Here is a 20,460-nt window from a genome sequence, read left to right as displayed (position 1 = left end):
GGATGTACGAGAAGAACGGCGAGAAGTACTTCATCGTCGACGCGCACATCGCCCTGTGGGACGCCCGCGCGGCGAACCAGAAGAACATCCACGGCAAGCAGTTCATCGACTGCTTCTACGACTACCACAAGAACCTCAGCCCCGAAGAGGTCGTGTGGGACTACGACACCTACACGTACTACGGCGGGCAGCGGCTCCTGAAGGACCTCTTCGAGGACGGGTACGTCGACCACGCGATCTTCCAGCCCGCCATCCTGGGCGACTTCTACGTCAACGGTTTCGGGCAGACCGAGGACGCACTGGCGCTGACCCGGGCCAACCCCGGCAAGCTCACGTACAACCATGCGTGGGACCCGCGGCACGCGGAGGCAGGGCTCGAGCGGTTGCGCAAGGACGCCGCGCGGATGAACCTGCAGGGCGTCAAGCTCTACACCGCCGAGTGGTACGGCGACTCGCGCGGCTGGAAGCTGGACGACCCGTGGTCGCGGCGCTATCTCGAGGAGTGCCTCGAGCTCGGGATCAAGAACATCCATGTCCACAAGGGCCCCACCATCAGGCCGCTGGACCGGGATTCGTTCGACGTCGCCGACATCGACAAGGTGGCGACCGACTACACCGAGCTCAACTTCATCGTCGAGCACGTCGGCCTGCCCCGGCTCGAGGACTTCTGCTGGATCGCGACTCAGGAGCCCAATGTGTACGGCGGTCTCGCGGTCGCGATGCCGTTCATCCACAGCCGGCCGAAGTACTTCGCGCAGATCATCGGGGAGCTGCTCTACTGGATCGGCGAGGACCGGATCCTGTTCTCCTCCGACTACGCGCTCTGGACGCCGAAGTGGCTGGTGGAGAAGTTCGTCGATTTCCAGATCCCGTCCGACCTGCCGGAGTACGCGCCGCTGACAACGGCGCAGAAGAAGAAGATCCTCGGCCTGAACGCGGCAGCGCTGTACGACCTCGACGTACCCGAGGAGCTCCGGTTGCCGGCTGGCGCCGGGTCGCGGGAAGAAGCCGTGGCGTCATGATCGCGGTCGACCGGTCGCTGGAGCTGGAGGCCGAGGTCGTGGCGGCGCTGGCGACCGTCATCGACCCCGAGCTGGACCAGCCCGTCACCGACCTCGGATTCGTCCGGTCGATCCTGATCGACGACGCCGGCGTGACCGTGCATCTGCGGTTGCCGACCTCGTTCTGCGCGCCCAACTTCGCCTACCTGATGGCATCCGACGCGGTCGACGCCCTGCGTCGGGTGCCCGAGGTGGGGAAGGTGACCGTACTGCTCGACGATCACCACGACTCGGACAAGATCAACGCCGGCCTGGCCGCGGACGCGGGCTACGTCGGCACGTTCGGTGACGAGGCCGATCAGGACCTCGACGAACTGCGCCGGACCTTTCAGCGCAAGGCGCACACGGCGGCGATGGAGCGGTGCGTGATGGCGCTGCTCCGGTCCACCGGCAAGTCCGTCGAGGAGTTGCCAGGGCTCACGCTCTGGCACCTCCCCGGCGGTCCGCAGAAGGACGCACTGCTGCGCCGGCGGACCGACATCGGGCTCGGGATCCGGCCGGAGGATCTGGTGCTGGTCGACGACGACGGCGTACCCGTGCCGCCGGACGCGGCGCCGATGCGACTGCGGTTCGCGAAAGCGGTCCGGATCTCGGTCGAGGGCAACGCGCACTTCTGCCGTGGACTGCTGCAGACCCGGTACGACGACGAGCCGACGACAACCCGGATCACCAACACGAGGAGGAAGAGATGAGGGCCGTCCAGGTCACCGGCTACCACCGCAACCTGCAGCTCAACGACGTACCGGAGCCGAAGATCACCGGGCCGCTCGACGTGGTCGTCCGAATCGGCGGCGCCGGCGTCTGCCGGACCGACCTGCACATCCTGGAAGGGCAGTGGGCCGAGAAGAGCGGCGTCATGCTGCCCTACACGATCGGGCACGAGAACGCCGGCTGGGTGCACGCGATCGGCGACGCCGTCACGAACGTCGCCGTCGGCGACAAGGTGATCCTGCACCCGTTGATCACCTGCGGGCTCTGCCGCGCGTGCCGGTCCGGCGACGACGTGCACTGCGAGGCGTCGGCGTTCCCGGGCATCGACACCGACGGCGGGTACGCCGACTATCTGCGGACGACGGCCCGCAGCGTCGTGCGGATCGACGACGCACTGGAGCCGGCGGACGTCGCCGCGCTTGCGGACGCCGGACTGACCGCGTACCACGCGGCGGCCAAGGCGGCGCGGGCACTCCGGCCGGGAGCTGTCTGCGTGTTGATCGGCGCGGGCGGGCTCGGTCACATCGGCCTCCAGGTGCTGAAGGCGATCTCGGCCGCGACCCTGGTCGTCGTCGACCGCAACCAGGCCGCGGTCGACCTCGCCGTGGAGATCGGCGCCGACCACGGGATCGTTGCCGACGGCACCCACGTCGAGCAGGTCCGGGCGCTGACCGGCCGGCACGGCGCGGAAGCGGTGATCGACTTCGTCGGTGAGGGCGGCGCCACCGCCGACGGGATCGAGATGCTGCGCCGGGCCGGCAACTACTACGTGGTCGGGTACGGCGAGAACCTCGACGTACCGACCATCGACGTGATCTCCACCGAGATCAACTTCATCGGCAACCTGGTCGGGTCGTACAACGACCTGCAGGACCTGATGGAGCTCGCGGCGCAGGGCAAGGTCGCGCTGCACACCACGAAGTACCCGCTGGAGGAGTTCCAGCAGGCCCTCGACGACCTCGACCGCGGCCTGGTCCGCGGCCGGGCGATCCTCATTCCCTAGCAGGAGGTTGACCATGGCGAAGGAACTGCGGTTCAACACCGACGCCCGGCGGTTGCTCGAGTCCGGCGTGAACGCGCTGGCCGACGCGATCAAGGTGACGCTCGGGCCGAAAGGCCGCAACGCGGTACTGGAGAAGCTCACCGGCCCGCCGACCATCACCAACGACGGGGTCACGATCGCGCGGGAGATCCAGCTGCGCGAGCCGTTCGCCAACATGGGTGCCCAGTTGGTGAAGGAAGTCGCGATGAAGACCAACGGTGTGGTCGGCGACGGCACCACCACCGCGACCGTGCTCGCGCAGGCGATGGTCCGCGAAGGGCTGCGCGAGGTCGACGCCGGCGCGAACCCGATGCGGGTACGGCGCGGCATCGAGCAGACCGTACCGGTCGTGATCGAGACGCTGCGGAGCTGGGCCGTCGAGGTCGGCGGCCGGGACGAACTGCGGCACATCGCGACCCTCGCGGCCAGCGACGACGAGACCATCGGCGCGGTGATCGCGGACGCGGTCGACTGGGTCGGGCGCAACGGTGTCGTCACCACCGAGGAGTCCGACACGCTCGGGATGTCGGTGGAGGTCGTCGACGGCATCGAGTTCGACCACGGGTACGTGTCGGCGTACATGGTCACCGACCGGGAGCGGATGGAGACCGTCTACGACAACCCGGTGATCCTGCTGACGAACAAGAAGATCACCCAGGTGCAGGACATCATGCCGACCATCGAGATCGCCAAGCGCGCGGACCGTCCGCTCGTCGTACTGGCCGAGGACGTCGACGGGCCGGCCCTGCAGTTGCTGGTCGGCGGCAACATGCACAACACGATGCGGTCCGTCGTGGTGCACGCTCCCGGCTTCGGGCACCGCCGGATCGCGGAGCTGGAGGATCTCGCCACCGCGCTGGGCGGCACCGTGATCGCGAAGGACACCGGTCTCGACCTGCACGAGGTCAGCCGGGACCACCTGGGCTCCTGCGACCGGATCACGATCACCGAGAACAGCACCACGATCGTCGGAGGTCACGGCGACGCGTCCCTGGTGGAGGCGCGGATCGCCCAGCTGGAGAAGCAGTTCGAACGGGCCAAGATCGACGCCGACCAGGACAGTCTGCAGCTGCGGATGGCGCGGCTGGCCGGCAAGGTCGCGGTGATCCGGGTCGGCGGCGCGACGAGCGTCGAGCTGAAGGAACGGATGCTGCGGGTCGACGACTCGCTGGCCGCGACCCGCGCCGCGCTCGAGGAGGGTGTCCTCGCCGGAGGCGGAACCGCCCTGGTCCAGGCGCAGACGGCGTTGTCGAAGCTGGAGCTGACCGGCGACGAGGCGATCGGCCGGGAGGTCGTCCGGCGGGCGCTGCCCGAACCGCTGCGGTGGATCGCCATCAACGCCGGGTACGAAGGCGACGAGGTGGTCGCCCAGGTTGCCGCACTGCCGCGCGGCCACGGCTTCAACGCGCTCACCGGCCGGTACGGCGACATGGTCGCCGAGGCGGTCATCGACCCGCTGAAGGTCACCCGGGCGGCGCTGGAGAGCGCGGCCTCGATCGCGGCGCTGCTGATCACCACCGAGACCGCGGTCGTCGAGGAGATCGTCGGCAACCCCGGCGCGATCATGGCGCCCGGCTTCGGCGATCTCGCCGAGGGCATGGTCCGGCCGTCCAACATCTATTGAGAGGAGCGCGCCATGGACGAACGACGGCACCAACTGCTGGAGACCTTCCTGCACCGAGTCCTCGGCGTACCCCTCGACGAGGTGCACGACGAAGCCGTCGTACTCGCGCAAGGCCTGAGTGATCGCCTCGAGGATCTGATCGAGGCCGCGCTCGGGTATCCGGCCCGGGACCCGTACGGGGTACCGATACCGCCCAGGGAGCGCGTGGACGCATGATCGAGCCGACCTCGCCACAGCTCGCCACCGCGGCCAGGACGTTCGGCCTGTTGCTGGCGCCGGTCCGACTGCACCTGGTCGCGTTGGCGAGTTGTGGCGAGTACGACGTCGGCACGCTGGCCGCCCGAGTGGGCGTCAGCGTGCCGACGGCGAGCCAGCACCTGGCCAAGCTCCGTCTCGCCGGCCTGGTCACAGCCCACCGCGACGGCCGCCGCCAGCTCTACACCGTCAACGACCCGCACGTGGTCGCCCTGGTCGAGCAGATCTTCCAGCATGTCGCCCCTGACGGCTCCCTCGCGCCGGACCCGCCCCGCCCGGCATCCGCCAGCAGCGCTCTGATGGCGTCACGCGCGGTTCGTCAGTTGTGACGCTGAGGCCGGCCTGTGCCGCAGCACCCACCCGCGGCGATCGCTCCCGCCGTCGGCGGCTCCTTCACCGCTGCCTCGACGTCGGCGAGCATCTGGTGGCGTTGCGCGGGGGAGATGACTCGTCCGCGGGTGACCACCGTGTGGATCTTCCGGCTGTTGCGGATGTCGGTGAGTGGGTCCGCGTCCAGTACGACGAGGTCCGCGATCTTCCGCGGTTGCACCGCACCCGTCTCTGATCCGAGGAACTTGGCTGGCTCCACGGTCGCGGCGTACAGGGCCTGACGCGGCGTGGCCCCGGCGTCGACGAGGTGCGCGAGCTCGTCGTGCAAGGCGAATCCCGGCACGGAGTACGGCGTACCCGTGTCCGTCCCGGCCAGGATCGGTACGTCGTGCGCGACGAGCTCGCCGACGAAACGTTTGCGCCAGGCCCACATCTGCCGCTGATGCGAGATCTCTTCAGCGGTGCGGTTGGGGGTGTAGAGGGTTTGGACGGCGTAGTCGTAGACGCCAATCTCTTCCTCGCTCAGGTACTTGGCCAAGGCGGGGTCGAGCTTGGTGTAGTCGGGCTGGTCGAGGACGTTGTGCATCGTCAGCGTCGGCGTGACCCGGGTGTTGTTGCGGCGGAGAGTGCCGAAGACATCGGCGGCGCGCGCCGGGCTGTAGGTGTTGGCGGCGATCCACTCGATCGGGTGCATCTGCCGGAACCAGCCGTTGTAGTCGCCGGTCTTCACCGTGATCGCGCGCACCATCCGGCGTACCTCGGCCTCCCGCGTGGACACCGATAGGCCGAGGGAGTGGATGTGCTCGATGCTGCGTTGGCCGGCGTAGCTGACCTCCTTCGCGGTGAGCTCGTCCGGACCGTGGCCGTGGACCGTCAGGCCGAGTTTGCGCGCTTCGTCGAGGATGGCGGCGTACGACTGCCGGCTGAGCCGTGAGTACACCTTGACGAAGTCAGCGCCTTCGGCCTTGACCTGACGTACGGCGGCGCGCGCGGCCGACTCGTCGGACACGACCAGGACGCGGAGCAGGTTCGGGTCCCAGAGCGTCGGGTCGCCGTCGATGATCTGGCTGCCCACGATCATCCGCGGACCGAGCAGCGTGCCTGCCTCGATCCGGTCGCGCCAGTCGTACAGCAGCGGGTTGGTCCCGGCCATCTCGCGGACGGTGGTCAGGCCGTTGGCCAGATAGAGAGGTGGCGACACACGCTCGTCGCCGAGGCTGTGGACGTGCATGTCGGCGAGGCCGGGGATGACGTACTTCCCGGAGAGGTTGATCTCCACGGCACCGCGGGGCACCGGGATCCGGCCGACGCCGATGATCCGGTCACCGCTGATCAGCACGGTCTGGTGCCGATCCCGGCGACCGGTCGCGACGTCGATCACGGTGACGTCGGTGAGTGCGGTGATCCTGGTCGGTTTCCCCGAGGCCACGGACAGCGACGTCGAGGTGAAGGTCCCACCGGCGAGCACGGCGGCTCCGGCGGCGGTACGGGCGAGGAACTGACGGCGAGAACTGTTCATGCCCTCCACTGTTGTCGAGCCGGAGCGTCGGCACAGGGGCTGCAGGTCGCCGGTCCCAGGTAGGGAAATGTCTACCGCGGCACGTACTCTAGGTGGCTGTCATGCGTACTTATGAGGTCCGCACCTACGGGTGCCAGATGAATGTTCACGACTCCGAGCGCCTGCGCGGGCTGCTGGAGGACGCGGGCTATGTCCGCGCGCCCGAGGGCGACGAGGCCGATGTGGTCGTCTTCAACACGTGCGCGGTCCGGGAGAACGCCGACAACAAGTTGTACGGCAACCTCGGCCACCTGGCGCCGGTGAAGGCGCGTAAACCCGGCATGCAGATCGCCGTCGGCGGCTGCCTGGCGCAGAAGGACAAGGCGTCCATCACGAAGAAGGCGCCGTGGGTCGACGTCGTCTTCGGGACCCACAACATCGGCGCGCTGCCGGTGCTGCTGGAGCGGTCCCGGATCGAGCAGGAGTCGCAGGTCGAGATCCTCGAGTCGCTCGACGTGTTCCCGTCGACGCTCCCGACCCGGCGCGAATCGCCGTACTCCGCCTGGGTGTCGGTGAGCGTGGGCTGCAACAACACCTGCACGTTCTGCATCGTGCCGGCGCTGCGCGGCCGCGAGAAGGACCGCCGGCCGGGCGAGATCCTCGCCGAGGTCGAGGCGCTGGTCGGCGAGGGCGTGCTCGAGGTGACGCTGCTCGGCCAGAACGTGAACTCGTACGGCGTGGAGTTCGGCGACCGGTACGCGTTCTCGAAGCTGCTCCGCGCCTGCGGGGAGATCGACGGGCTGGAGCGGGTCCGCTTCACCTCGCCGCACCCGCGGGACTTCACCGCCGACGTGATCGAGGCGATGGCCGAGACACCGAACGTGATGCACTCGCTGCACATGCCGCTGCAGTCGGGTTCGGACGCTGTTCTGAAGGCGATGCGTCGGTCGTACCGCCGAGACCGGTATCTGAAGATCATCGAGGACGTGCGGGCGGCGATGCCCGATGCGGCGATCACCACCGACATCATCGTCGGGTTCCCGGGGGAGACCGAGGAGGACTTCCAGGGCACGCTCGACGTGGTCCGGCAGGCGCGGTTCGCGGGCGCGTTCACCTTCCAGTACTCGAAGCGTCCCGGGACGCCGGCCGAGTCGATGGACAACCAGGTCCCGCGCGACGTCGTCCAGGATCGGTACGAGCGACTGGTCGCACTGCAGGACGACATGGCGTGGGCGGAGAACAAGCTGGTCGTCGGCCGGTCCGTCGAGGTGCTCGTGGCCGAGGGGGAGGGGCGGAAGGACGCCGCCACCCATCGGCTCAGCGGTCGCGCCGCGGACAACCGGCTCGTCCACTTCGCCGTACCGGAGGGTGTCGAGACGCCGCGACCGGGTGACCTGGCAACGGTCGAGGTCACGTACGCCGCTCCGCATCACCTGGTCGCGGACGTGTTCGGCGCCGTACGCCGCACGCGCGCCGGCGACGCGTGGCAACGCACGCTGGACGTCCCCGCTGCCGCCCCCGGCGTGATGCTCGGAATGCCAACCCTCGGCGCCAAGCCTCTCGAGCCGTCAACCGGCGGCTGCCAGGTCGGATGAACCTGCCGGGGGACGCGGAACCGATCGCGTTCGGGCGGGACGCGGACATCTACTCGATCGACGACGAGTGGGTGCTGCGGCGGTACCGCAACGGCCATCCGGTGCGCGACGAGGCCGAGTTCATGCGGCACGTAGCGCGGCACGGCTATCCGGTGCCCGCGGTGCGCGACGTCGAGGGTGCGGACATGGTCCTGCAACGACTGGACGGGCCGACGCTCGGCGACGCCGCGATCGCGGGCGATCTCAGCGCGACCGAGATCGGCCTGATCCACGCCGACCTGCACCGCCGGCTGCAGGCGATCCCGGCCCCGAGCGGTACGCCGGGTCGCGTCGTCGTCCACGGTGACCTGCATCCGCTGAACGTGATGGCCACCGCCGACGGCCCGGTCGTCATCGACTGGCGGAACGCGGAGGAGGGTACCGCCGAGTTCGACGTCGCGATGACCGCGATCATCTTCGCCCAGGTCGCCCTCGACCCCGCGTACGAGAACCTCACCGGCCTGCTGCGCGACGCACTCGCGACGTACCTGGCGAACTCGATCGACCCCACACCAGGGCTTCCCGACGCACTAGAGCGCCGCGGCAACAACCGGACCCTGACGCCCGCCGAACTCGCGCTCCTCCCCGCCCAGGAAGCCCTGATCCGCTCCCACTTCTAAGCGTTCAGGAACTGCGAAGGCTTCAAGGCGCGGGTGACGATGCGGAGTTCGCCGATGTGGCCGGCGAAACCCTGGTCGACGTCGTTGGCGTAGTGACCCGCGCCGACCAGCCACGGCTTGCCGGCCGTCGCGAGACCGTTCGACGGGGTCGCCGGGTTGCGGAGCAGCTCCGACGAGTCGACGTACACGACGCTGTGCCGGCCGTCGTTCACGATCGCCAGGTGGAACCACTCGCCGGCGCGCTGCTCGTGACCCCAGTTGGTGAACGTCTCGTCGCGATCCACCGGGTACATCGCCCACTGCACTTGCAGCCCGCCCGAGAACCCGAGCTTCGCGGCCGGCTCGTCCGGGTCGCTGCCGGTCTTGCCCGCGTCGCGTCCCGTCCCCAGCCGGGTGAACAGACCCTCCCACGAGTGGTCCTGCCCGTCGTCGGCCAGCTTCACGAACGCCTCGATCGTGTAGCCGTTCGCGAACGTCATCGCGTTCAGCGCTGCGCCGTCCGCCGTCTTCAGGTAGCCGCCGCGCGCCGGGTTCTTCCCGCCCGGGAACAGCCAGCTCGCGTGCCCCGGCTGGTCCGGGTGGTACTCCGCCGACGCTGTCGGCAGGTTGTTGCTCAGCTGCACGCGCGTCAGGTCGTTGCCCTGCCCCGACTGGTCGACGACCTTGTCCGCGACCGGCCCGTCGAAGCGCCAGTACGCCGCCGTACCCGGAATGACGAGCTGCCTCGCCGGACGCGCCGGACGGACCGGCTCCGGGGCGAACCCGGCGAACCGCTCGCCGAAGTCGATCGGAATGCTGAACCGGTTGATGTCGTCGCTGAGCTCGATCTCCGCCTCGGCGAGCTCGTTGCGCCGGGCCGGGTCCTGCTCCATGATCCAAGGCGCGATCGTCTCGACGTCGATCGTGTTGCGGGCCAGGTCGAAGTGGTACAGCCGGACCATTCCGGAGCCGCCGTAGTACCGGTCCTGGTAGTTGGTGATGTGCAGGTGCACGTCGTTGCCCGCGGCGTTCTTCCGGGTGACGCGGCCGGGCGGCCAGTAGTGGCCGTTGAGCGTCAGGAAGATCTGGTCGTTGCCGTCGACGAGCTGGTCCCAGACCCGGTTGCCGTGGTCGCTGAAGTACGCGACCGGGTTGCCGTGGTCGGCGTTCACCAGCTCGTGCGTGGTGAGGACGACCGGCAGCTTCGGGTGCGCCTTGATCACACCGCGCGCCCACGCGAAGCTCGCGTCCGACGGGCGCCAGTCCATTGCCAGCAGCAACCACTGCCGGCCGGCCGCGCGGAACACGTGGTACGAGTTGTAGCCGTTCGCCGTCGATCCGCCGTACGTCGGCATCCAACGGAACCGTCGCGGGCTGAACGTGTCCAGGTACGGCGACGGGCCGCGGGTGTCGTCCTTCGAACCGTCGATGTCGAGGTTGCCGGCCAGCACCGAGTACGGGAACCGGGCGCGGTCGAGGATCTTGAACACCGGGTCGGCCTGCGCGAACTCGCTCGCCAGCGCGTTCTCCACCACGTCGCCGAGATGCGCGATGAAGACGATGTTCTCGTCGCTGCGCTGGTCGATCAGGTACTTGAACGTCGCGGTGAGCGGCGCGGCATCGCCCCGGTCCTGGTCGAACTGGTACTGCGTGTCCGGGACGACCGCCAGCGTGAACCGCGGATGCTCGGTGTCGATCCTGGTGGTGCGGCTGCTCGCTGACGCGGTCGCGGCACTCAGCACACCGGGCGTTGCCACCACACCGGCCCCGAGCACCCCTGCCTGCAACAGCCGCCGTCGGCTCGTTCCGTCGTACCGCTTGTCCATCGCCCCACACTCCCATGTTCGCTGACACCGCAGCGAACCTCAGGGTAGGGGCGCGGTGGTGAACTCAGGCGAAACCCTGGGCGATCACCGCAGGAAGCGCATCACCGTCGGCCACCGCTCCGAGCACCCGCGCCTCGTGCGGGACCAGCGGCTCGGGCAGCTTGTCCAGCGGATACCAGTCGAGGGCGGCTGCCTTCTCCGGCTCCATCAGGCGTGGTTCGCCGGTCCACTTCGACACCATGAAGAAGAAGTCGACCCGCTCGTCGATCGGATCGCCGTTCCCACCCGTCCGGTGCATCGCCGTCACCGGCACGAGATCCGCCGCGTCCACGTCGAGCCCGACCTCCTCCTTGAGCTCCCGCACCGCCGCCGCAACCACCGACTCCCCGCGCTCCACATGCCCAGCCGGAACCGCCCAATGCCCATCCATATAGCCGGTGTTGGCCCGCAGCAACAACAACACCTCGTCCCCCCGCCGAACAATCACATAAGCCGCCGGCACCACCCGAAACCGATCCATACAAACACCCTAAACACCCCCACCGACACCACCAGACACCGCTCCGCGGCAGCTGTCTCGCCGGCCGACTCCGCCAGGTGCACGCGGCGGCCAACTGTGGTGATGGGTGAAAAGGACACCGCTGCGCGGCGGCTGTCTTGTGGCCGGCTTCGCCGGCGCGCGGGTTGTCGTGAAGTGCAGGTGTGTTCGGCGGGGTGCTGTAGTGGAGGGCAGTGGCTCTAGTCGGGCGACATCGGGCGCCAGGACTGTCTTGGGGCGTAGCCGTCGCGGCGGAGCCAGTGTTCTGTGTAGACGATTCGGTTGGGGGTGATGACTACCAGCGGGCCGAGGGGAGGTTCGGCGAGGGAGTTTCCGCGTTCGACGTGGTCCGACTGCCAACGGAACGCTTCCCAATAGTTGGCGAACTCGTCGCTGTCAGGGGTCAGGATCTGTGCTCGACCGAAGAGTTGGGCGCCGCGGCTGCTCGCCTGGCCGACCAGTGGCGCGAAGATCCCGACCGAGATCCGTGGATCCGCGGCCAGGTTCCGCATCTTCGGTGAGCGTGCCGAGGCCGTGAACATCAGCTCGAAATCCAGGTGGTAGTACCGAACCGGCGTCGCCAACGGCCCGTTCGGACCCGCAGTCGCCAGTACGCACATGTTCTGGCTCGACAGCAGGTTCAGGATCCGTTCGGACAGCCGGTCGTGCGGAAGCTTCGTCGTCGGAGCCGGACCGGACAACCACGGATTCGTCAGCGCCATGGCAGATCCTCGCACGCCACGAGACCGGCGTTCACTTGCGCTCCGTGCCAGCGAACTGGGGATAGGCCATGGCGACTGGGAACAAGCAATTGCTAGTTCCCAGTCCCCGGCGCCTATCCCGAGTCATCCGACCACCGCGCCGACGGGCGTGGGTCGGGCATGGCGAAGGGCCGCAAGCGGGTGCTTGCGGCCCTTCGGGGTACTTCAGGCGGGCTTGGGTCCGTCGGGGATGTCGTCGTTCTGGCCGTCCAGGTTGTCCAACCCGTCCTTGGCCTTGTCGACGCCTCCGTCGATCTTGTCGCCGTACTTGCCGCCCGTCTTCTCGTCGACGAAGTCGCCGGCCTTGTCCAGGCCTTCACCGACCTTGTCGCCGTGGCCGTCGACGAGGTCGGAGGCCTTGTCCTTCAGGTCCTCGGCCTTGCCCTTGAACTTGTCGAAGATGCCCATCTCGGGGCTCCCATTCCTGCGTAGTTAAGTGCTTACAGACAGCTAGCGGTGATCTTCGCACCTGCAACGCCTGAACTGTGGGATCTCCGCGAGCGCCGTACCCAAAACGGTGCCGACGGCACTTACTCTACGTCGCCGCCGCTGTCCGAGCTGCCGCCGCCGGATTCGACGTCGCCACCGGACTCGACGTCCCCGCCCGACTCCACATCGCCGCCGGACTCGACGTCGCCGCCGGAGTCGCCGCCGGGATCCACGTCGCCGGCGCTGAACTCGACGTCACCACCGCTGCGCTTGGCAGCGGATACGGCGTCGGCGTCGTCCCCCAGACCGAGCGCGTCCTTGGTCGCATCCTTGGCCGCGTCAGCCTCTTCATCGAACGGATTCGTCACTTGGGTTCCTCCCGTAGGAAATGTCTCGAACTCCAGAGTTCCTATCGCTCCTCCCGGGTCATCCACAAGGCTGGTACAGACCTCTTGGCCAAGTCTTGAGCGGGGAGCTGCCAGACTGGAGCGATGCCTGCTGCACTCGTCGTCGCGGTTGTCGGCCCCACCGCGGCCGGGAAGTCCGACCTTGCCGTCGCCCTGTCCAAACATCTGGGCGGCGAAGTGGTGAACGCGGACGCCATGCAGGTGTACCGCGGCATGGATATCGGTACGGCGAAGATCAGTACGACGGAGCGCGCCGGCGTACCGCACCATCTGCTGGACATCCTCGACGTCACCGAGACCGCGACAGTGGCCGAGTTCCAGGAGCTCGCCCGGCAGGCGATCGACGACTGCGTCGACCGGGCCGAGGTGCCGGTGCTGGCCGGCGGCTCGGCACTCTACGTGCGCGCGATCCTGGACGACTTCGTCTTCCCCGGCACCGACCCGGAGGTCCGGGCGCGGCTGGAACAAGAGCTCGAGGCGAAGGGCTCCGGAGCACTCCATCAGGAGCTGGCCGCTCGGGACCCGAAGGCGGCCGAACAGATCCTCCCGAGCAACGGCCGGCGGATCGTCCGCGCGCTCGAGGTCATCGAGATCACCGGCGGCCCGTACGTCGCGACGCTGCCGGAGCACCGCTACGTCTATCCGGGCGCGATCCAGCTCGGTCTCGACGTACCGCGGCCGGTGCTCGACGAGCGGATCGACCGCCGCGTGGACCGGATGTTCGACGCCGGATTCGTCGCCGAGGTGCGCGGATTGCTGAACAAGGGTTTGATTGAAGGGAGGACTGCCAACCGCGCACTCGGGTATTCGCAGGTGATCGCGTTGCTGAACGGTGAGATCGACGAAGCGCAGGCCCGGGAGCGGACCGCCCAGGCCACGCGCAGGTTCGCGCGCCGGCAGGACTCATGGTTCCGTAAGGACCAACGCATCACATGGCTCCCGTACGACGCCCCCGATCTGGTGGAGAAGGCACTTCAAGTGATAGCCCAAGGCAACCGCGAAGGCGCCCCCGGCGTAGTCGAGGTGAACAGCGGCCCGGACACCACTGCAGGGCCCGTCGATGCGAGGGGGTGACCGTGAGGCAGAGTTCCGTGAGTACCTGCTCGCGGACCGCACGCGGCTGATGCGTACGGCGTTGCTGCTCACCGCGGGGGATGTGTACACCGCCGAAGATCTGGTCCAGACCGCCTGCACCCGGGTGTACGTGCACTGGCACCGGATCAAGCACGAAGGTGCCGGACCGTACGCGCACCGCATCCTGGTCAACGCCTTCCTCGACGAACGCCGTCGGGCCGGCCGCCATCCGGAGGTGGTGACCGCGGACGCGGTCGAGCCGCGGTTGACCGACGTACCGGACCAGGCGGACACGCTCGCCATCCGGGACGCGTTGCTGGATCTCGCGCCGCGGCAGCGGGCGGTCCTGGTACTGCGGTACTTCCAGGATCTCGATGTCGCCAGCTGTGCGCGGATCCTGGAGTGCACCGAGGGCACTGTGAAGAGCCAGACAGCGAAGGCGCTGAAGCGCCTCAAGGAACTGATGACGGAAGAGACGGGGAGTAGCTGAGATGACCGACCGGGGCGGCGGGGTGGGGAGGATATAGAACAGGTGGACGAGGTCAAGAGGTTGTTGGAGGAGTTCGCGGACCGTGCCGCCGAAGGGCTGCCGGACGAGGACATCGACGCAGACGTCACGCGTGGACGCCTCGCGCTGCGCAGGATCAAGCGCCGGCGCCGGGTCACCGGGGTGCTGTGCGTTGCCGCCGCGTCGGCGCTCGTGCTCGCGATCGGCAACCTGAAGTGGTGGGGGAACGGCAGCGAGGTGGCCGGCGGCCCTCCCGCGCAGGAGACGGCGGCCGCGTCCGCGAGTCCCTCGACGGCGCCGCGGGCCGCACCGTCGAGTAGTCAGACGATGTCGATGTTCGGCGCGTCCGTGGTCGAGTTGGTGGCCAACAAGGAGGCGTGGAGCACGTTCAACTGCACGCTGGCGCCGAAGGGCTGGAGTCCGGAGACCCCGATGACGGCCACCCGCGTCGTGCTGTCCCAGCCGGAGATGCGGACCGCGGACAGTGCCGCCAAGGTGGTGCTGCAGGCTGCGCCGCAGGCCCGGACCCTGTCGAAGGTGCGCGTCATCGACGCGAGCGGCAAGACCTTCCACATCGGCACCCTCGAGGGTCGCCTGAGCGGTCAGGTGAAGCTGTCCGACCAGTGGTTGCTGGTCGAGCTCCCGACCGGCACCGTCGAGTGGCCGGACGACGTACTGCGTCGGTTCCTGGCCTCCTGCACGGTGAACTAGACGCGCTGCGACTAGCGCGCAACCTCCAGGTGAGATAGGCAGGGGCTTGTCCCTGTCCCGCCGAGCCCGTGTGGGGGAATTCGTGAAAAAGCTGGTCGCATCTCTGTCCGCAGGAACTCTCGTCCTCACTGCCTTCACCCCGATAGCCACCGCAGAAGCACAAGCCCCGACGCGGCAGCCGACCGCGATCGGGTACGGCGGCGCGGTGTCCTCGGTCGACCCCGACGCGACGAACATCGGCCTCGACGTACTCCGTCGTGGTGGTAACGCCGTCGACGCCGCAGTCGCCACGGCCGCCGCACTCGGCGTCACCGAGCCGTACTCGGCCGGAATCGGCGGCGGCGGGTACTTCGTGTACTACAACGCCAGGTCCCGCAAGGTGTTCACGCTGGACGGCCGCGAGACCGCGCCCGCGACGATGCCGTCCAACGCGTTCGTGGACTCGACCGGTGCGGCGTACCCGTTCGCGCAGCTCGTGACGTCGGGGGTGTCGATCGGCGTCCCGGGAACGCTCGCGACCTGGGACAAGGCCCTGAAACAGTGGGGTTCGCTGTCTCTCGGCAAGGCGCTGAAGCCGGCCGCGGAGCTGGCCGACCGCGGGTTCGTGGTGGACCCGACGTTCCGTCTGCAGACGTTGGAGAACAAGGACCGGTTCGCGCAGGTCGTGCCGACCGCGAAGCTGTTCCTCCCGAACGGCGACGCGCCGCAGGTCGGTTCGCTGTTCAAGAACCCCGAGCTCGCCGCCACCTACAAGCTGATCGGTCAGCAGGGCTCGTCGGCGTTCTACCGCGGGGCACTGGCCGGTGAGATGGCCGCCGTCGCCAAGAACCCGCCGAAGACACCGGGCGCGACGCTGCCGTTCTTCCCCGGCTACCTGGAGACCGGCGATCTCGCGTCGTACAAGGTGATCGACCGCAAGCCGACCAAGGTCAGGTACGACGGTCTGGACGTCTACGGCATGCCGCCGTCGTCCTCGGGTGGCACCACCGTCGGCGAGGCCTTGAACATCCTGCAACCGCAGCACCTTCGGCAGCAGTCGACAACACAGGCGCTGCACACGTACCTCGAGGCGTCTGCTCTGGCCTTCGCGGACCGCGGCGCGTACGTCGGCGACCCGGCATACGTCGACGTACCGCAGAAGGAACTGCTGTCGCGTGGCTTCGGGGCCGAGCGCTCCTGCCTGATCGACCCGCAGCACGCGGCGGCCAAGCCGGTGCCGCCGGGCTCACCTGACGGCCGGTACTCGCGGTGTGCCGAGAGCAGTGCGGTCGAGCAGCACCCTGACACCGAAGGTCGTTCGACGACGCACATGGTCGCGGCCGACAAGTGGGGCAACGTGGTCTCGTACACGTTGACGATCGAGCAGACCGGCGGCAGCGGCATCACCGTGCCGGGACGTGGCTTCCTGTTGAACAACGAGCTGACGGACTTCTCCGCCGTACCGAACCCGACGGACCCGAACCGGATCGAGGCAGGGAAGCGGCCGCGATCGTCGATGTCGCCGACGATCGTGCTGCGTGGCGGCAAGCCGTTCCTCGCGCTCGGTTCTCCGGGTGGCTCGACGATCATCACGACCGTCCTGCAGACCCTGACGAACCGGCTCGATCGACGTATGACGCTGCCGGAGGCGATCGCGGCGCCGCGGGCGTCGCAGCGCAACACCGCAGCTGTGACGGCGGAAGCGGCCTTCATCGATCAGAACGGGCCCGACCTTTCAGCCTTAGGACACACCTTCACGGTTCCGGGTGCACCAGGGAGCTCGGCCGCTGAGATCGGTGCGGTCGCGGCGCTCGAATTCCTCCCAGGTGGCGCGATCCTCGCGGCGGCGGAACCGAGCCGACGCGGCGGGGGAGCAGCTGGAACGGCCTGGCCCCTAAAGTGAAACAATGATCGCGGCGACCAGGTCGGCTCGTTCGGCCAGGGTCGCCGCGATCACCTGCTCGTGGACGGCGTGGGCGCCCTTTCCGATCGGGCCCAGGCCGTCCAGCGTTGGGATCCCCAACCATCCGGTCAGATTGGTGTCGGCCGCGCCGGCCGCGGCCGCACCGCCGACCTTCTGACCGACGGACAGGCCGGCAGCAGTCACCTTCGCCAGCAACTCATCAGTTGATGCCGACGGCTGCCACGCCGGCCGGTTCGACATCACGCGCACTGTCAGCTGGGCGTCTCGTACCGGCTGCAATTCTTTGACGGCCTGCAGTACAGCCTCTTCGGTTTCCGGATCGACGAAGCGGAAGCCGATGTCGGCCGCCGCCGACCCCGGTACGACGTTGGTCCGTCCGCCACCCGTGATCGTGCCGACGTTGCACAGCACCTCGTCGTAGTCGGCGACGATCCGCCGTACGGCGATCAACTGGTCGACGAGCTCGTCGATCGCGGACACGCCGCTCGCCGGATCGAGAGCGGCATGCGCCTCGCGTCCGGTGACCTCGATACGGACCCTGGTGCTGCCCCAGCGCGACGTCTTCAGGTCGCCGTTCGGATGCGGCGGCTCGAACCCGAACGCGGCGTACACACCCTTCGCCTCGGCCGTCACCAGTGAACGCGCGGACGGGGAACCGACCTCCTCGTCGGCGACCACGACGACCCGGAGCGGTCGGTGATCGCGGCCGGCGACCTGCTCCAGGGCGGTCTCGAAGACGACGAGGCCGCCCTTCATGTCGAAGACGCCAGGCCCGTGGATCACGCCGTCCTGCTCACGCCACGGCATCGCGCCGTCCAGTTGCCCGATCGGCCAGACGGTGTCGTGATGCGCGAGGAAGAGCAGTGGAGCCTCGCCGGCGCGCCCGGGGAAGTCGGCCACCAGATGGTCGCCGGTCGGCGTCGGCACCCGGCGGACGGTCGCGCCGAGCTCGGCGTACCGCGTCCTGAGCCGGTCGGCGAACGCGTTCAGCGCGGCCGCGTCGCCGGTCGGCGTCTCCACGCCGACGTATTCCCTGAGTCGCTCGATCATCATAGATAGTCAACGTATCATCATCCGATCAGCGATTGACCAGCAACGACTGCGCGGGGATAGGATCAAGATATGAATCGTATCTCTGAGGTGAGCTTCCGCGCGGTCTCGCTCACCACGGCGTCCCGGTTCGCCGAGGCCTCGGCGCTGTACCGCGAGGTCTTCGGCTACCTCGACCCGGCGTACGGGCTGAACCCGCGGCTGCTCGGTGCGCTGGCGAGCAACGGCGGCTCGGTGGTCGGCATCCTCGACGAGAGCGACCGGCTGGTCGCGTTCGCGTACGGGTTCTGCGGCACCGACCGGCGCGGTTTCTACCACTACTCGCAGTCGGCCGTGGTGGCCGACGGGCAGCAGGGCCGCGGCCTCGGCCGGATGCTCAAGCACGCCCAGAAGGAAGTTGCCCTCAGCCACGGTATGTCGCGGATGCGCTGGACCTACGACCCGGCGCAGATCCGCAACGCGCACTTCAACCTCGACGTGCTCGGCGCCCGCGGCCGCTGGTTCGCGCCCGACATGTACGGTCCGGGCACCGACCGCGTGGTCATCGAATGGGACCTGACCCGCGACGAACCCGCCGTCCTCGACGAGGCCGAGCTCACCGAGCTGATCGTGCCTGCCGACCCGCGCGAGCTGCGCAGGTCGTTCGAGAAACTGCTCGGCCAGGGACTCGTCGCCGTCTCCTGCCGGCGGCTCCCGGACGGCAACGGCGCCTACTACTTCGGGCCGGCCGACCATGCCTGACGATCCCCTCAACCGCGAGCTCGCGAGCCCCCACGAGCGGTACGACGCCCGGCTGCAACGCCGCTCGTCGACGCTCCTGCAGCGCCGCGTGGTCGAGCAGGAACGTGCCTCGATCGACGAGGCCCTGGACCAGATCCTCACCGACGAGGCGATCGCGCAGGCCGCCGCCCGGATCGTCGCCGCCCGCCGGCGCTTCATCATCGGCTCGGCGAAGTCGTACTCGTACGCGTCGTTGCTGGCCTTCGACCTCGGCGTCGGCCTCTCGCAGGTGACGCTGATCGACGGCACCGTCGTCCGCGGCGTCGACGTCCTGTCCGACGTCCGGTCCAACGACCTGATGGTCGCGTTCTCGTTCCGCCGGTACCGCCGCGACACCGTCGAGATCGCCCGCCGGTTCGTCGAGGCCGGTGGTGAGCTCGTCGCGGTCACGGACTTCGAGGACGCGCCGCTGGCGAAGCTCGCGGCCCAAAGCATCTACGTCGCGACCGGGAGCGCGTCGTACGTCGACTCGCCGACCGTCGTCGCCTCGGTGCTGCACGTGCTCGCGACGCTGACGACGGCGAGCTCGAAGGGTGCGCGACGACGGCTGATGGAGCGGGATCGGCTGAACACGGAGCTGGGACTGTATGTCAACTGAGCTGAAGATCGTCGCCGCCCGGCTGCATCGGGTGCGGATGCCGTTGGTGCACGAGTTCCAGACCAGCTCGCACCGCAAGACGTACCTCGATCACATCCTGGTCGAACTGGAGGACACGTCGGGCGCGATCGGGTGGGGCGAGATCGCGTCGTCCTCGGACCCGTTTTATGCGCCCGAAACTGTCGAGTCCTGCTGGCACATCGCCTCGCAGTACCTCTTGCCCGCGGTGCTTGGCCGGCCGTGGACGCACCCCGACGAGCTGGCCAGGGTGTGGTCGAAGGTCCGCGGCAACAACTTCGCCAAGGCCGGTGTGGACATGGCCGCCTGGGTTCTGTGGGCCGAGGCGCAATCGGTGCCGCTGGCAACCGTCCTGGGCGGGACCCGGACCGAGGTCGTCGCGGGTGTCTCGCTGGGCATCGAGCCGACGATCGACGACCTGCTGACCGAGGTCGAGCGCCAGGTCGCCGCCGGATATCCACGGGTCAAGCTGAAGATCGCCCCGGGCTGGGACGTAGAACCGGTCCGGGCCGTGCGTATGGCGTACCCGTCGCTTGACCTGCACGTGGACGCCAACGGGATCTACACCGCTGACGACCTGAAGCACCTGGCGGAGCTGGACGAGTTCGGGTTGACGATGATCGAGCAGCCGTTCGCGCCGCGGGACCTGCTCACACACGCCGCGCTGCAACGCACGATCGGTACGCCGGTGTGTCTCGACGAGAGCATCGAGACAGTCCAAGATCTGGAGACCGCGCTTGCGCTAGAAGCGCTGCAGGTCCTCAACATCAAGGTGTCGCGGATGGGCGGCCTCGGTGCGGCGCGTGCGGCGCACGATCGGGCGCAGCAGGCCGGGATCGGCGTCTGGTGCGGCGGCATGCACGAGTTCGGCATCGGCCGGCTCGCGAACGTCGCCCTGTCCAGTCTCCCCGGGTTCACCCTCCCATCGGATGTGTCCGCCTCGGAGAAGTACTACGCCCGGGACATCGTCGAACCCGCCGTGGTCGCGGACCGGGGCGTCGTACAGGTGCCCAAGACAAACGGTCTCGGTCACGCCGTGGACCGCGAGCTGATCACCGCCAACACGGTCGCCGAGTTGTCCTTCGGACCAGAACAGGAGTGAC

Annotated in this window: 22 protein-coding genes; 15 read left to right on the top strand and 7 right to left on the bottom strand. The window is 68.5% G+C overall.

Translation table 11 applies throughout. The annotated features are described in order from the left end of the window. The first annotated feature begins 2 nt into the window (after positions 1-2). Genes OHB24_RS40290 through OHB24_RS40265 form a run of 6 tightly spaced genes read left to right on the top strand, consistent with a single transcriptional unit; the run spans position 3 to position 5,022 of the window. The gene (locus tag OHB24_RS40290; protein WP_327636236.1) at positions 3-1,022 is read left to right on the top strand and encodes an amidohydrolase family protein; all 1,020 of its coding nucleotides are present in this window, start codon (positions 3-5) and stop codon (positions 1,020-1,022) included. Continuing rightward, positions 1,019-1,753 (top strand): iron-sulfur cluster assembly protein, encoded by a 735-nt coding sequence (locus OHB24_RS40285; RefSeq protein ID WP_327636235.1) that lies wholly within the window; start codon positions 1,019-1,021, stop codon positions 1,751-1,753. Before OHB24_RS40290 ends, OHB24_RS40285 begins: the two co-directional genes overlap by 4 nt. After that, positions 1,750-2,775 (top strand): NAD(P)-dependent alcohol dehydrogenase, encoded by a 1,026-nt coding sequence (locus OHB24_RS40280; protein WP_327636234.1) that lies wholly within the window; start codon positions 1,750-1,752, stop codon positions 2,773-2,775. Before OHB24_RS40285 ends, OHB24_RS40280 begins: the two co-directional genes overlap by 4 nt. Before the next feature lie 13 nt (positions 2,776-2,788). Continuing rightward, entirely contained in the window at positions 2,789-4,438 is a 1,650-nt protein-coding gene (gene groL / locus OHB24_RS40275) for a chaperonin GroEL (protein ID WP_327636233.1), read from the top strand. 12 nt (positions 4,439-4,450) lie between these two features. Continuing rightward, the gene (locus OHB24_RS40270; protein WP_327636232.1) at positions 4,451-4,654 is read left to right on the top strand and encodes an iron dependent repressor, metal binding and dimerization domain protein; all 204 of its coding nucleotides are present in this window, start codon (positions 4,451-4,453) and stop codon (positions 4,652-4,654) included. Then, positions 4,651-5,022 carry an ArsR/SmtB family transcription factor gene (locus OHB24_RS40265; RefSeq protein WP_327636231.1) on the top strand — a complete coding sequence of 124 codons (372 nt, stop codon included), beginning with the start codon at positions 4,651-4,653 and terminating at the stop codon, positions 5,020-5,022. Before OHB24_RS40270 ends, OHB24_RS40265 begins: the two co-directional genes overlap by 4 nt. Here OHB24_RS40265 and OHB24_RS40260 read toward each other — a convergent pair. Beyond that, positions 5,013-6,542, bottom strand: a complete 1,530-nt coding sequence (locus tag OHB24_RS40260; protein ID WP_327636230.1) for an amidohydrolase family protein — start codon at positions 6,540-6,542, stop codon at positions 5,013-5,015. The genes OHB24_RS40265 and OHB24_RS40260 overlap by 10 nt on opposite strands. A 101-nt stretch (positions 6,543-6,643) precedes the next feature. Here OHB24_RS40260 and miaB point away from each other — a divergent pair, with 101 nt between their 5' ends. Both miaB and OHB24_RS40250 read left to right on the top strand, forming a co-directional pair. Continuing rightward, entirely contained in the window at positions 6,644-8,116 is a 1,473-nt protein-coding gene (gene miaB, locus OHB24_RS40255) for a tRNA (N6-isopentenyl adenosine(37)-C2)-methylthiotransferase MiaB (protein ID WP_327636229.1), read from the top strand. After that, positions 8,113-8,775 (top strand): phosphotransferase, encoded by a 663-nt coding sequence (locus tag OHB24_RS40250; RefSeq protein WP_327636228.1) that lies wholly within the window; start codon positions 8,113-8,115, stop codon positions 8,773-8,775. Before miaB ends, OHB24_RS40250 begins: the two co-directional genes overlap by 4 nt. On the opposite strand, the gene OHB24_RS40245 is transcribed toward OHB24_RS40250, so the two are convergent. The 5 genes from OHB24_RS40245 to OHB24_RS40225 all read right to left on the bottom strand — a co-directional run bounded on the left by OHB24_RS40245 (position 8,772) and on the right by OHB24_RS40225 (position 12,676). Beyond that, positions 8,772-10,580, bottom strand: coding sequence for a LamG-like jellyroll fold domain-containing protein (locus OHB24_RS40245; protein WP_327636227.1), 1,809 nt, complete (start codon positions 10,578-10,580; stop codon positions 8,772-8,774). The genes OHB24_RS40250 and OHB24_RS40245 overlap by 4 nt on opposite strands. Positions 10,581-10,644: 64 nt before the next feature. After that, positions 10,645-11,100: an NUDIX hydrolase gene (locus tag OHB24_RS40240; protein WP_327636226.1), complete on the bottom strand. Its 456-nt coding sequence runs from the start codon at positions 11,098-11,100 to the stop codon at positions 10,645-10,647. A 218-nt stretch (positions 11,101-11,318) separates the two neighbouring features. Then, positions 11,319-11,840: a pyridoxamine 5'-phosphate oxidase family protein gene (locus OHB24_RS40235; protein WP_327636225.1), complete on the bottom strand. Its 522-nt coding sequence runs from the start codon at positions 11,838-11,840 to the stop codon at positions 11,319-11,321. Positions 11,841-12,044: 204 nt separating this feature from the next. Continuing rightward, the gene (locus OHB24_RS40230; protein WP_130387714.1) at positions 12,045-12,287 is read right to left on the bottom strand and encodes an antitoxin; all 243 of its coding nucleotides are present in this window, start codon (positions 12,285-12,287) and stop codon (positions 12,045-12,047) included. 122 nt (positions 12,288-12,409) lie between these two features. Next, complete coding sequence (locus OHB24_RS40225) at positions 12,410-12,676, bottom strand: hypothetical protein (RefSeq protein ID WP_327636224.1); 267 nt, start codon at positions 12,674-12,676, stop codon at positions 12,410-12,412. Positions 12,677-12,799: 123 nt separating this feature from the next. On the opposite strand from OHB24_RS40225, the gene miaA reads away from it, so the two are divergent. From miaA to ggt, 4 genes are all read left to right on the top strand, one after another. Beyond that, the gene (miaA, locus tag OHB24_RS40220; RefSeq protein WP_327636223.1) at positions 12,800-13,789 is read left to right on the top strand and encodes a tRNA (adenosine(37)-N6)-dimethylallyltransferase MiaA; all 990 of its coding nucleotides are present in this window, start codon (positions 12,800-12,802) and stop codon (positions 13,787-13,789) included. Beyond that, the gene (locus OHB24_RS40215) at positions 13,776-14,279 is read left to right on the top strand and encodes a SigE family RNA polymerase sigma factor (protein WP_327636222.1); all 504 of its coding nucleotides are present in this window, start codon (positions 13,776-13,778) and stop codon (positions 14,277-14,279) included. The genes miaA and OHB24_RS40215 overlap by 14 nt, the downstream gene beginning before the upstream one ends. A gap of 42 nt (positions 14,280-14,321) precedes the next feature. Further along, complete coding sequence (locus OHB24_RS40210) at positions 14,322-15,008, top strand: hypothetical protein (RefSeq protein WP_327636221.1); 687 nt, start codon at positions 14,322-14,324, stop codon at positions 15,006-15,008. An 82-nt stretch (positions 15,009-15,090) separates the two neighbouring features. Continuing rightward, complete coding sequence (ggt, locus tag OHB24_RS40205; RefSeq protein WP_327636220.1) at positions 15,091-16,890, top strand: gamma-glutamyltransferase; 1,800 nt, start codon at positions 15,091-15,093, stop codon at positions 16,888-16,890. Here the strand turns inward: ggt and OHB24_RS40200 are convergent. Continuing rightward, positions 16,882-17,964, bottom strand: coding sequence for a M20/M25/M40 family metallo-hydrolase (locus OHB24_RS40200; protein ID WP_327636219.1), 1,083 nt, complete (start codon positions 17,962-17,964; stop codon positions 16,882-16,884). The genes ggt and OHB24_RS40200 overlap by 9 nt on opposite strands. A 69-nt stretch (positions 17,965-18,033) precedes the next feature. On the opposite strand from OHB24_RS40200, the gene OHB24_RS40195 reads away from it, so the two are divergent. Genes OHB24_RS40195 through menC form a run of 3 tightly spaced genes read left to right on the top strand, consistent with a single transcriptional unit; the run spans position 18,034 to position 20,459 of the window. Beyond that, complete coding sequence (locus OHB24_RS40195; RefSeq protein ID WP_327636218.1) at positions 18,034-18,702, top strand: GNAT family N-acetyltransferase; 669 nt, start codon at positions 18,034-18,036, stop codon at positions 18,700-18,702. Beyond that, positions 18,695-19,339 carry a MurR/RpiR family transcriptional regulator gene (locus tag OHB24_RS40190; protein WP_327636217.1) on the top strand — a complete coding sequence of 215 codons (645 nt, stop codon included), beginning with the start codon at positions 18,695-18,697 and terminating at the stop codon, positions 19,337-19,339. Before OHB24_RS40195 ends, OHB24_RS40190 begins: the two co-directional genes overlap by 8 nt. After that, positions 19,329-20,459 carry an o-succinylbenzoate synthase gene (gene menC / locus OHB24_RS40185; protein ID WP_327636216.1) on the top strand — a complete coding sequence of 377 codons (1,131 nt, stop codon included), beginning with the start codon at positions 19,329-19,331 and terminating at the stop codon, positions 20,457-20,459. Before OHB24_RS40190 ends, menC begins: the two co-directional genes overlap by 11 nt. Position 20,460: the final 1 nt, after the last annotated feature.

This window comes from Kribbella sp. NBC_00482, assembly GCF_036013725.1.
In the GTDB taxonomy this organism is placed as follows: Bacteria; Actinomycetota; Actinomycetes; order Propionibacteriales; family Kribbellaceae; genus Kribbella.
This window is presented reverse-complemented; position numbering and strand designations above follow the sequence as displayed.

Excerpts from the sequence above, each read along its gene's own strand:
- OHB24_RS40290 (WP_327636236.1), top strand. The coding sequence starts at position 3 with ATGTACGAGAAGAACGGCGAGAAGTACTTCATCGTCGACGCGCACATC.
- groL (WP_327636233.1), top strand. The coding sequence starts at position 2,789 with ATGGCGAAGGAACTGCGGTTCAACACCGACGCCCGGCGGTTGCTCGAG.
- OHB24_RS40190 (WP_327636217.1), top strand. The coding sequence starts at position 18,695 with ATGCCTGACGATCCCCTCAACCGCGAGCTCGCGAGCCCCCACGAGCGG.
- miaB (WP_327636229.1), top strand. The coding sequence starts at position 6,644 with ATGCGTACTTATGAGGTCCGCACCTACGGGTGCCAGATGAATGTTCAC.
- OHB24_RS40285 (WP_327636235.1), top strand. The coding sequence starts at position 1,019 with ATGATCGCGGTCGACCGGTCGCTGGAGCTGGAGGCCGAGGTCGTGGCG.
- menC (WP_327636216.1), top strand. The coding sequence starts at position 19,329 with ATGTCAACTGAGCTGAAGATCGTCGCCGCCCGGCTGCATCGGGTGCGG.
- OHB24_RS40245 (WP_327636227.1), bottom strand. The coding sequence starts at position 10,580 with ATGGACAAGCGGTACGACGGAACGAGCCGACGGCGGCTGTTGCAGGCA.
- OHB24_RS40235 (WP_327636225.1), bottom strand. The coding sequence starts at position 11,840 with ATGGCGCTGACGAATCCGTGGTTGTCCGGTCCGGCTCCGACGACGAAG.
- miaA (WP_327636223.1), top strand. The coding sequence starts at position 12,800 with ATGCCTGCTGCACTCGTCGTCGCGGTTGTCGGCCCCACCGCGGCCGGG.
- OHB24_RS40230 (WP_130387714.1), bottom strand. The coding sequence starts at position 12,287 with ATGGGCATCTTCGACAAGTTCAAGGGCAAGGCCGAGGACCTGAAGGAC.
- OHB24_RS40195 (WP_327636218.1), top strand. The coding sequence starts at position 18,034 with ATGAATCGTATCTCTGAGGTGAGCTTCCGCGCGGTCTCGCTCACCACG.
- OHB24_RS40260 (WP_327636230.1), bottom strand. The coding sequence starts at position 6,542 with ATGAACAGTTCTCGCCGTCAGTTCCTCGCCCGTACCGCCGCCGGAGCC.
- OHB24_RS40270 (WP_327636232.1), top strand. The coding sequence starts at position 4,451 with ATGGACGAACGACGGCACCAACTGCTGGAGACCTTCCTGCACCGAGTC.
- OHB24_RS40240 (WP_327636226.1), bottom strand. The coding sequence starts at position 11,100 with ATGGATCGGTTTCGGGTGGTGCCGGCGGCTTATGTGATTGTTCGGCGG.
- OHB24_RS40280 (WP_327636234.1), top strand. The coding sequence starts at position 1,750 with ATGAGGGCCGTCCAGGTCACCGGCTACCACCGCAACCTGCAGCTCAAC.
- OHB24_RS40215 (WP_327636222.1), top strand. The coding sequence starts at position 13,776 with ATGCGAGGGGGTGACCGTGAGGCAGAGTTCCGTGAGTACCTGCTCGCG.
- OHB24_RS40265 (WP_327636231.1), top strand. The coding sequence starts at position 4,651 with ATGATCGAGCCGACCTCGCCACAGCTCGCCACCGCGGCCAGGACGTTC.
- OHB24_RS40250 (WP_327636228.1), top strand. The coding sequence starts at position 8,113 with ATGAACCTGCCGGGGGACGCGGAACCGATCGCGTTCGGGCGGGACGCG.
- OHB24_RS40200 (WP_327636219.1), bottom strand. The coding sequence starts at position 17,964 with ATGATGATCGAGCGACTCAGGGAATACGTCGGCGTGGAGACGCCGACC.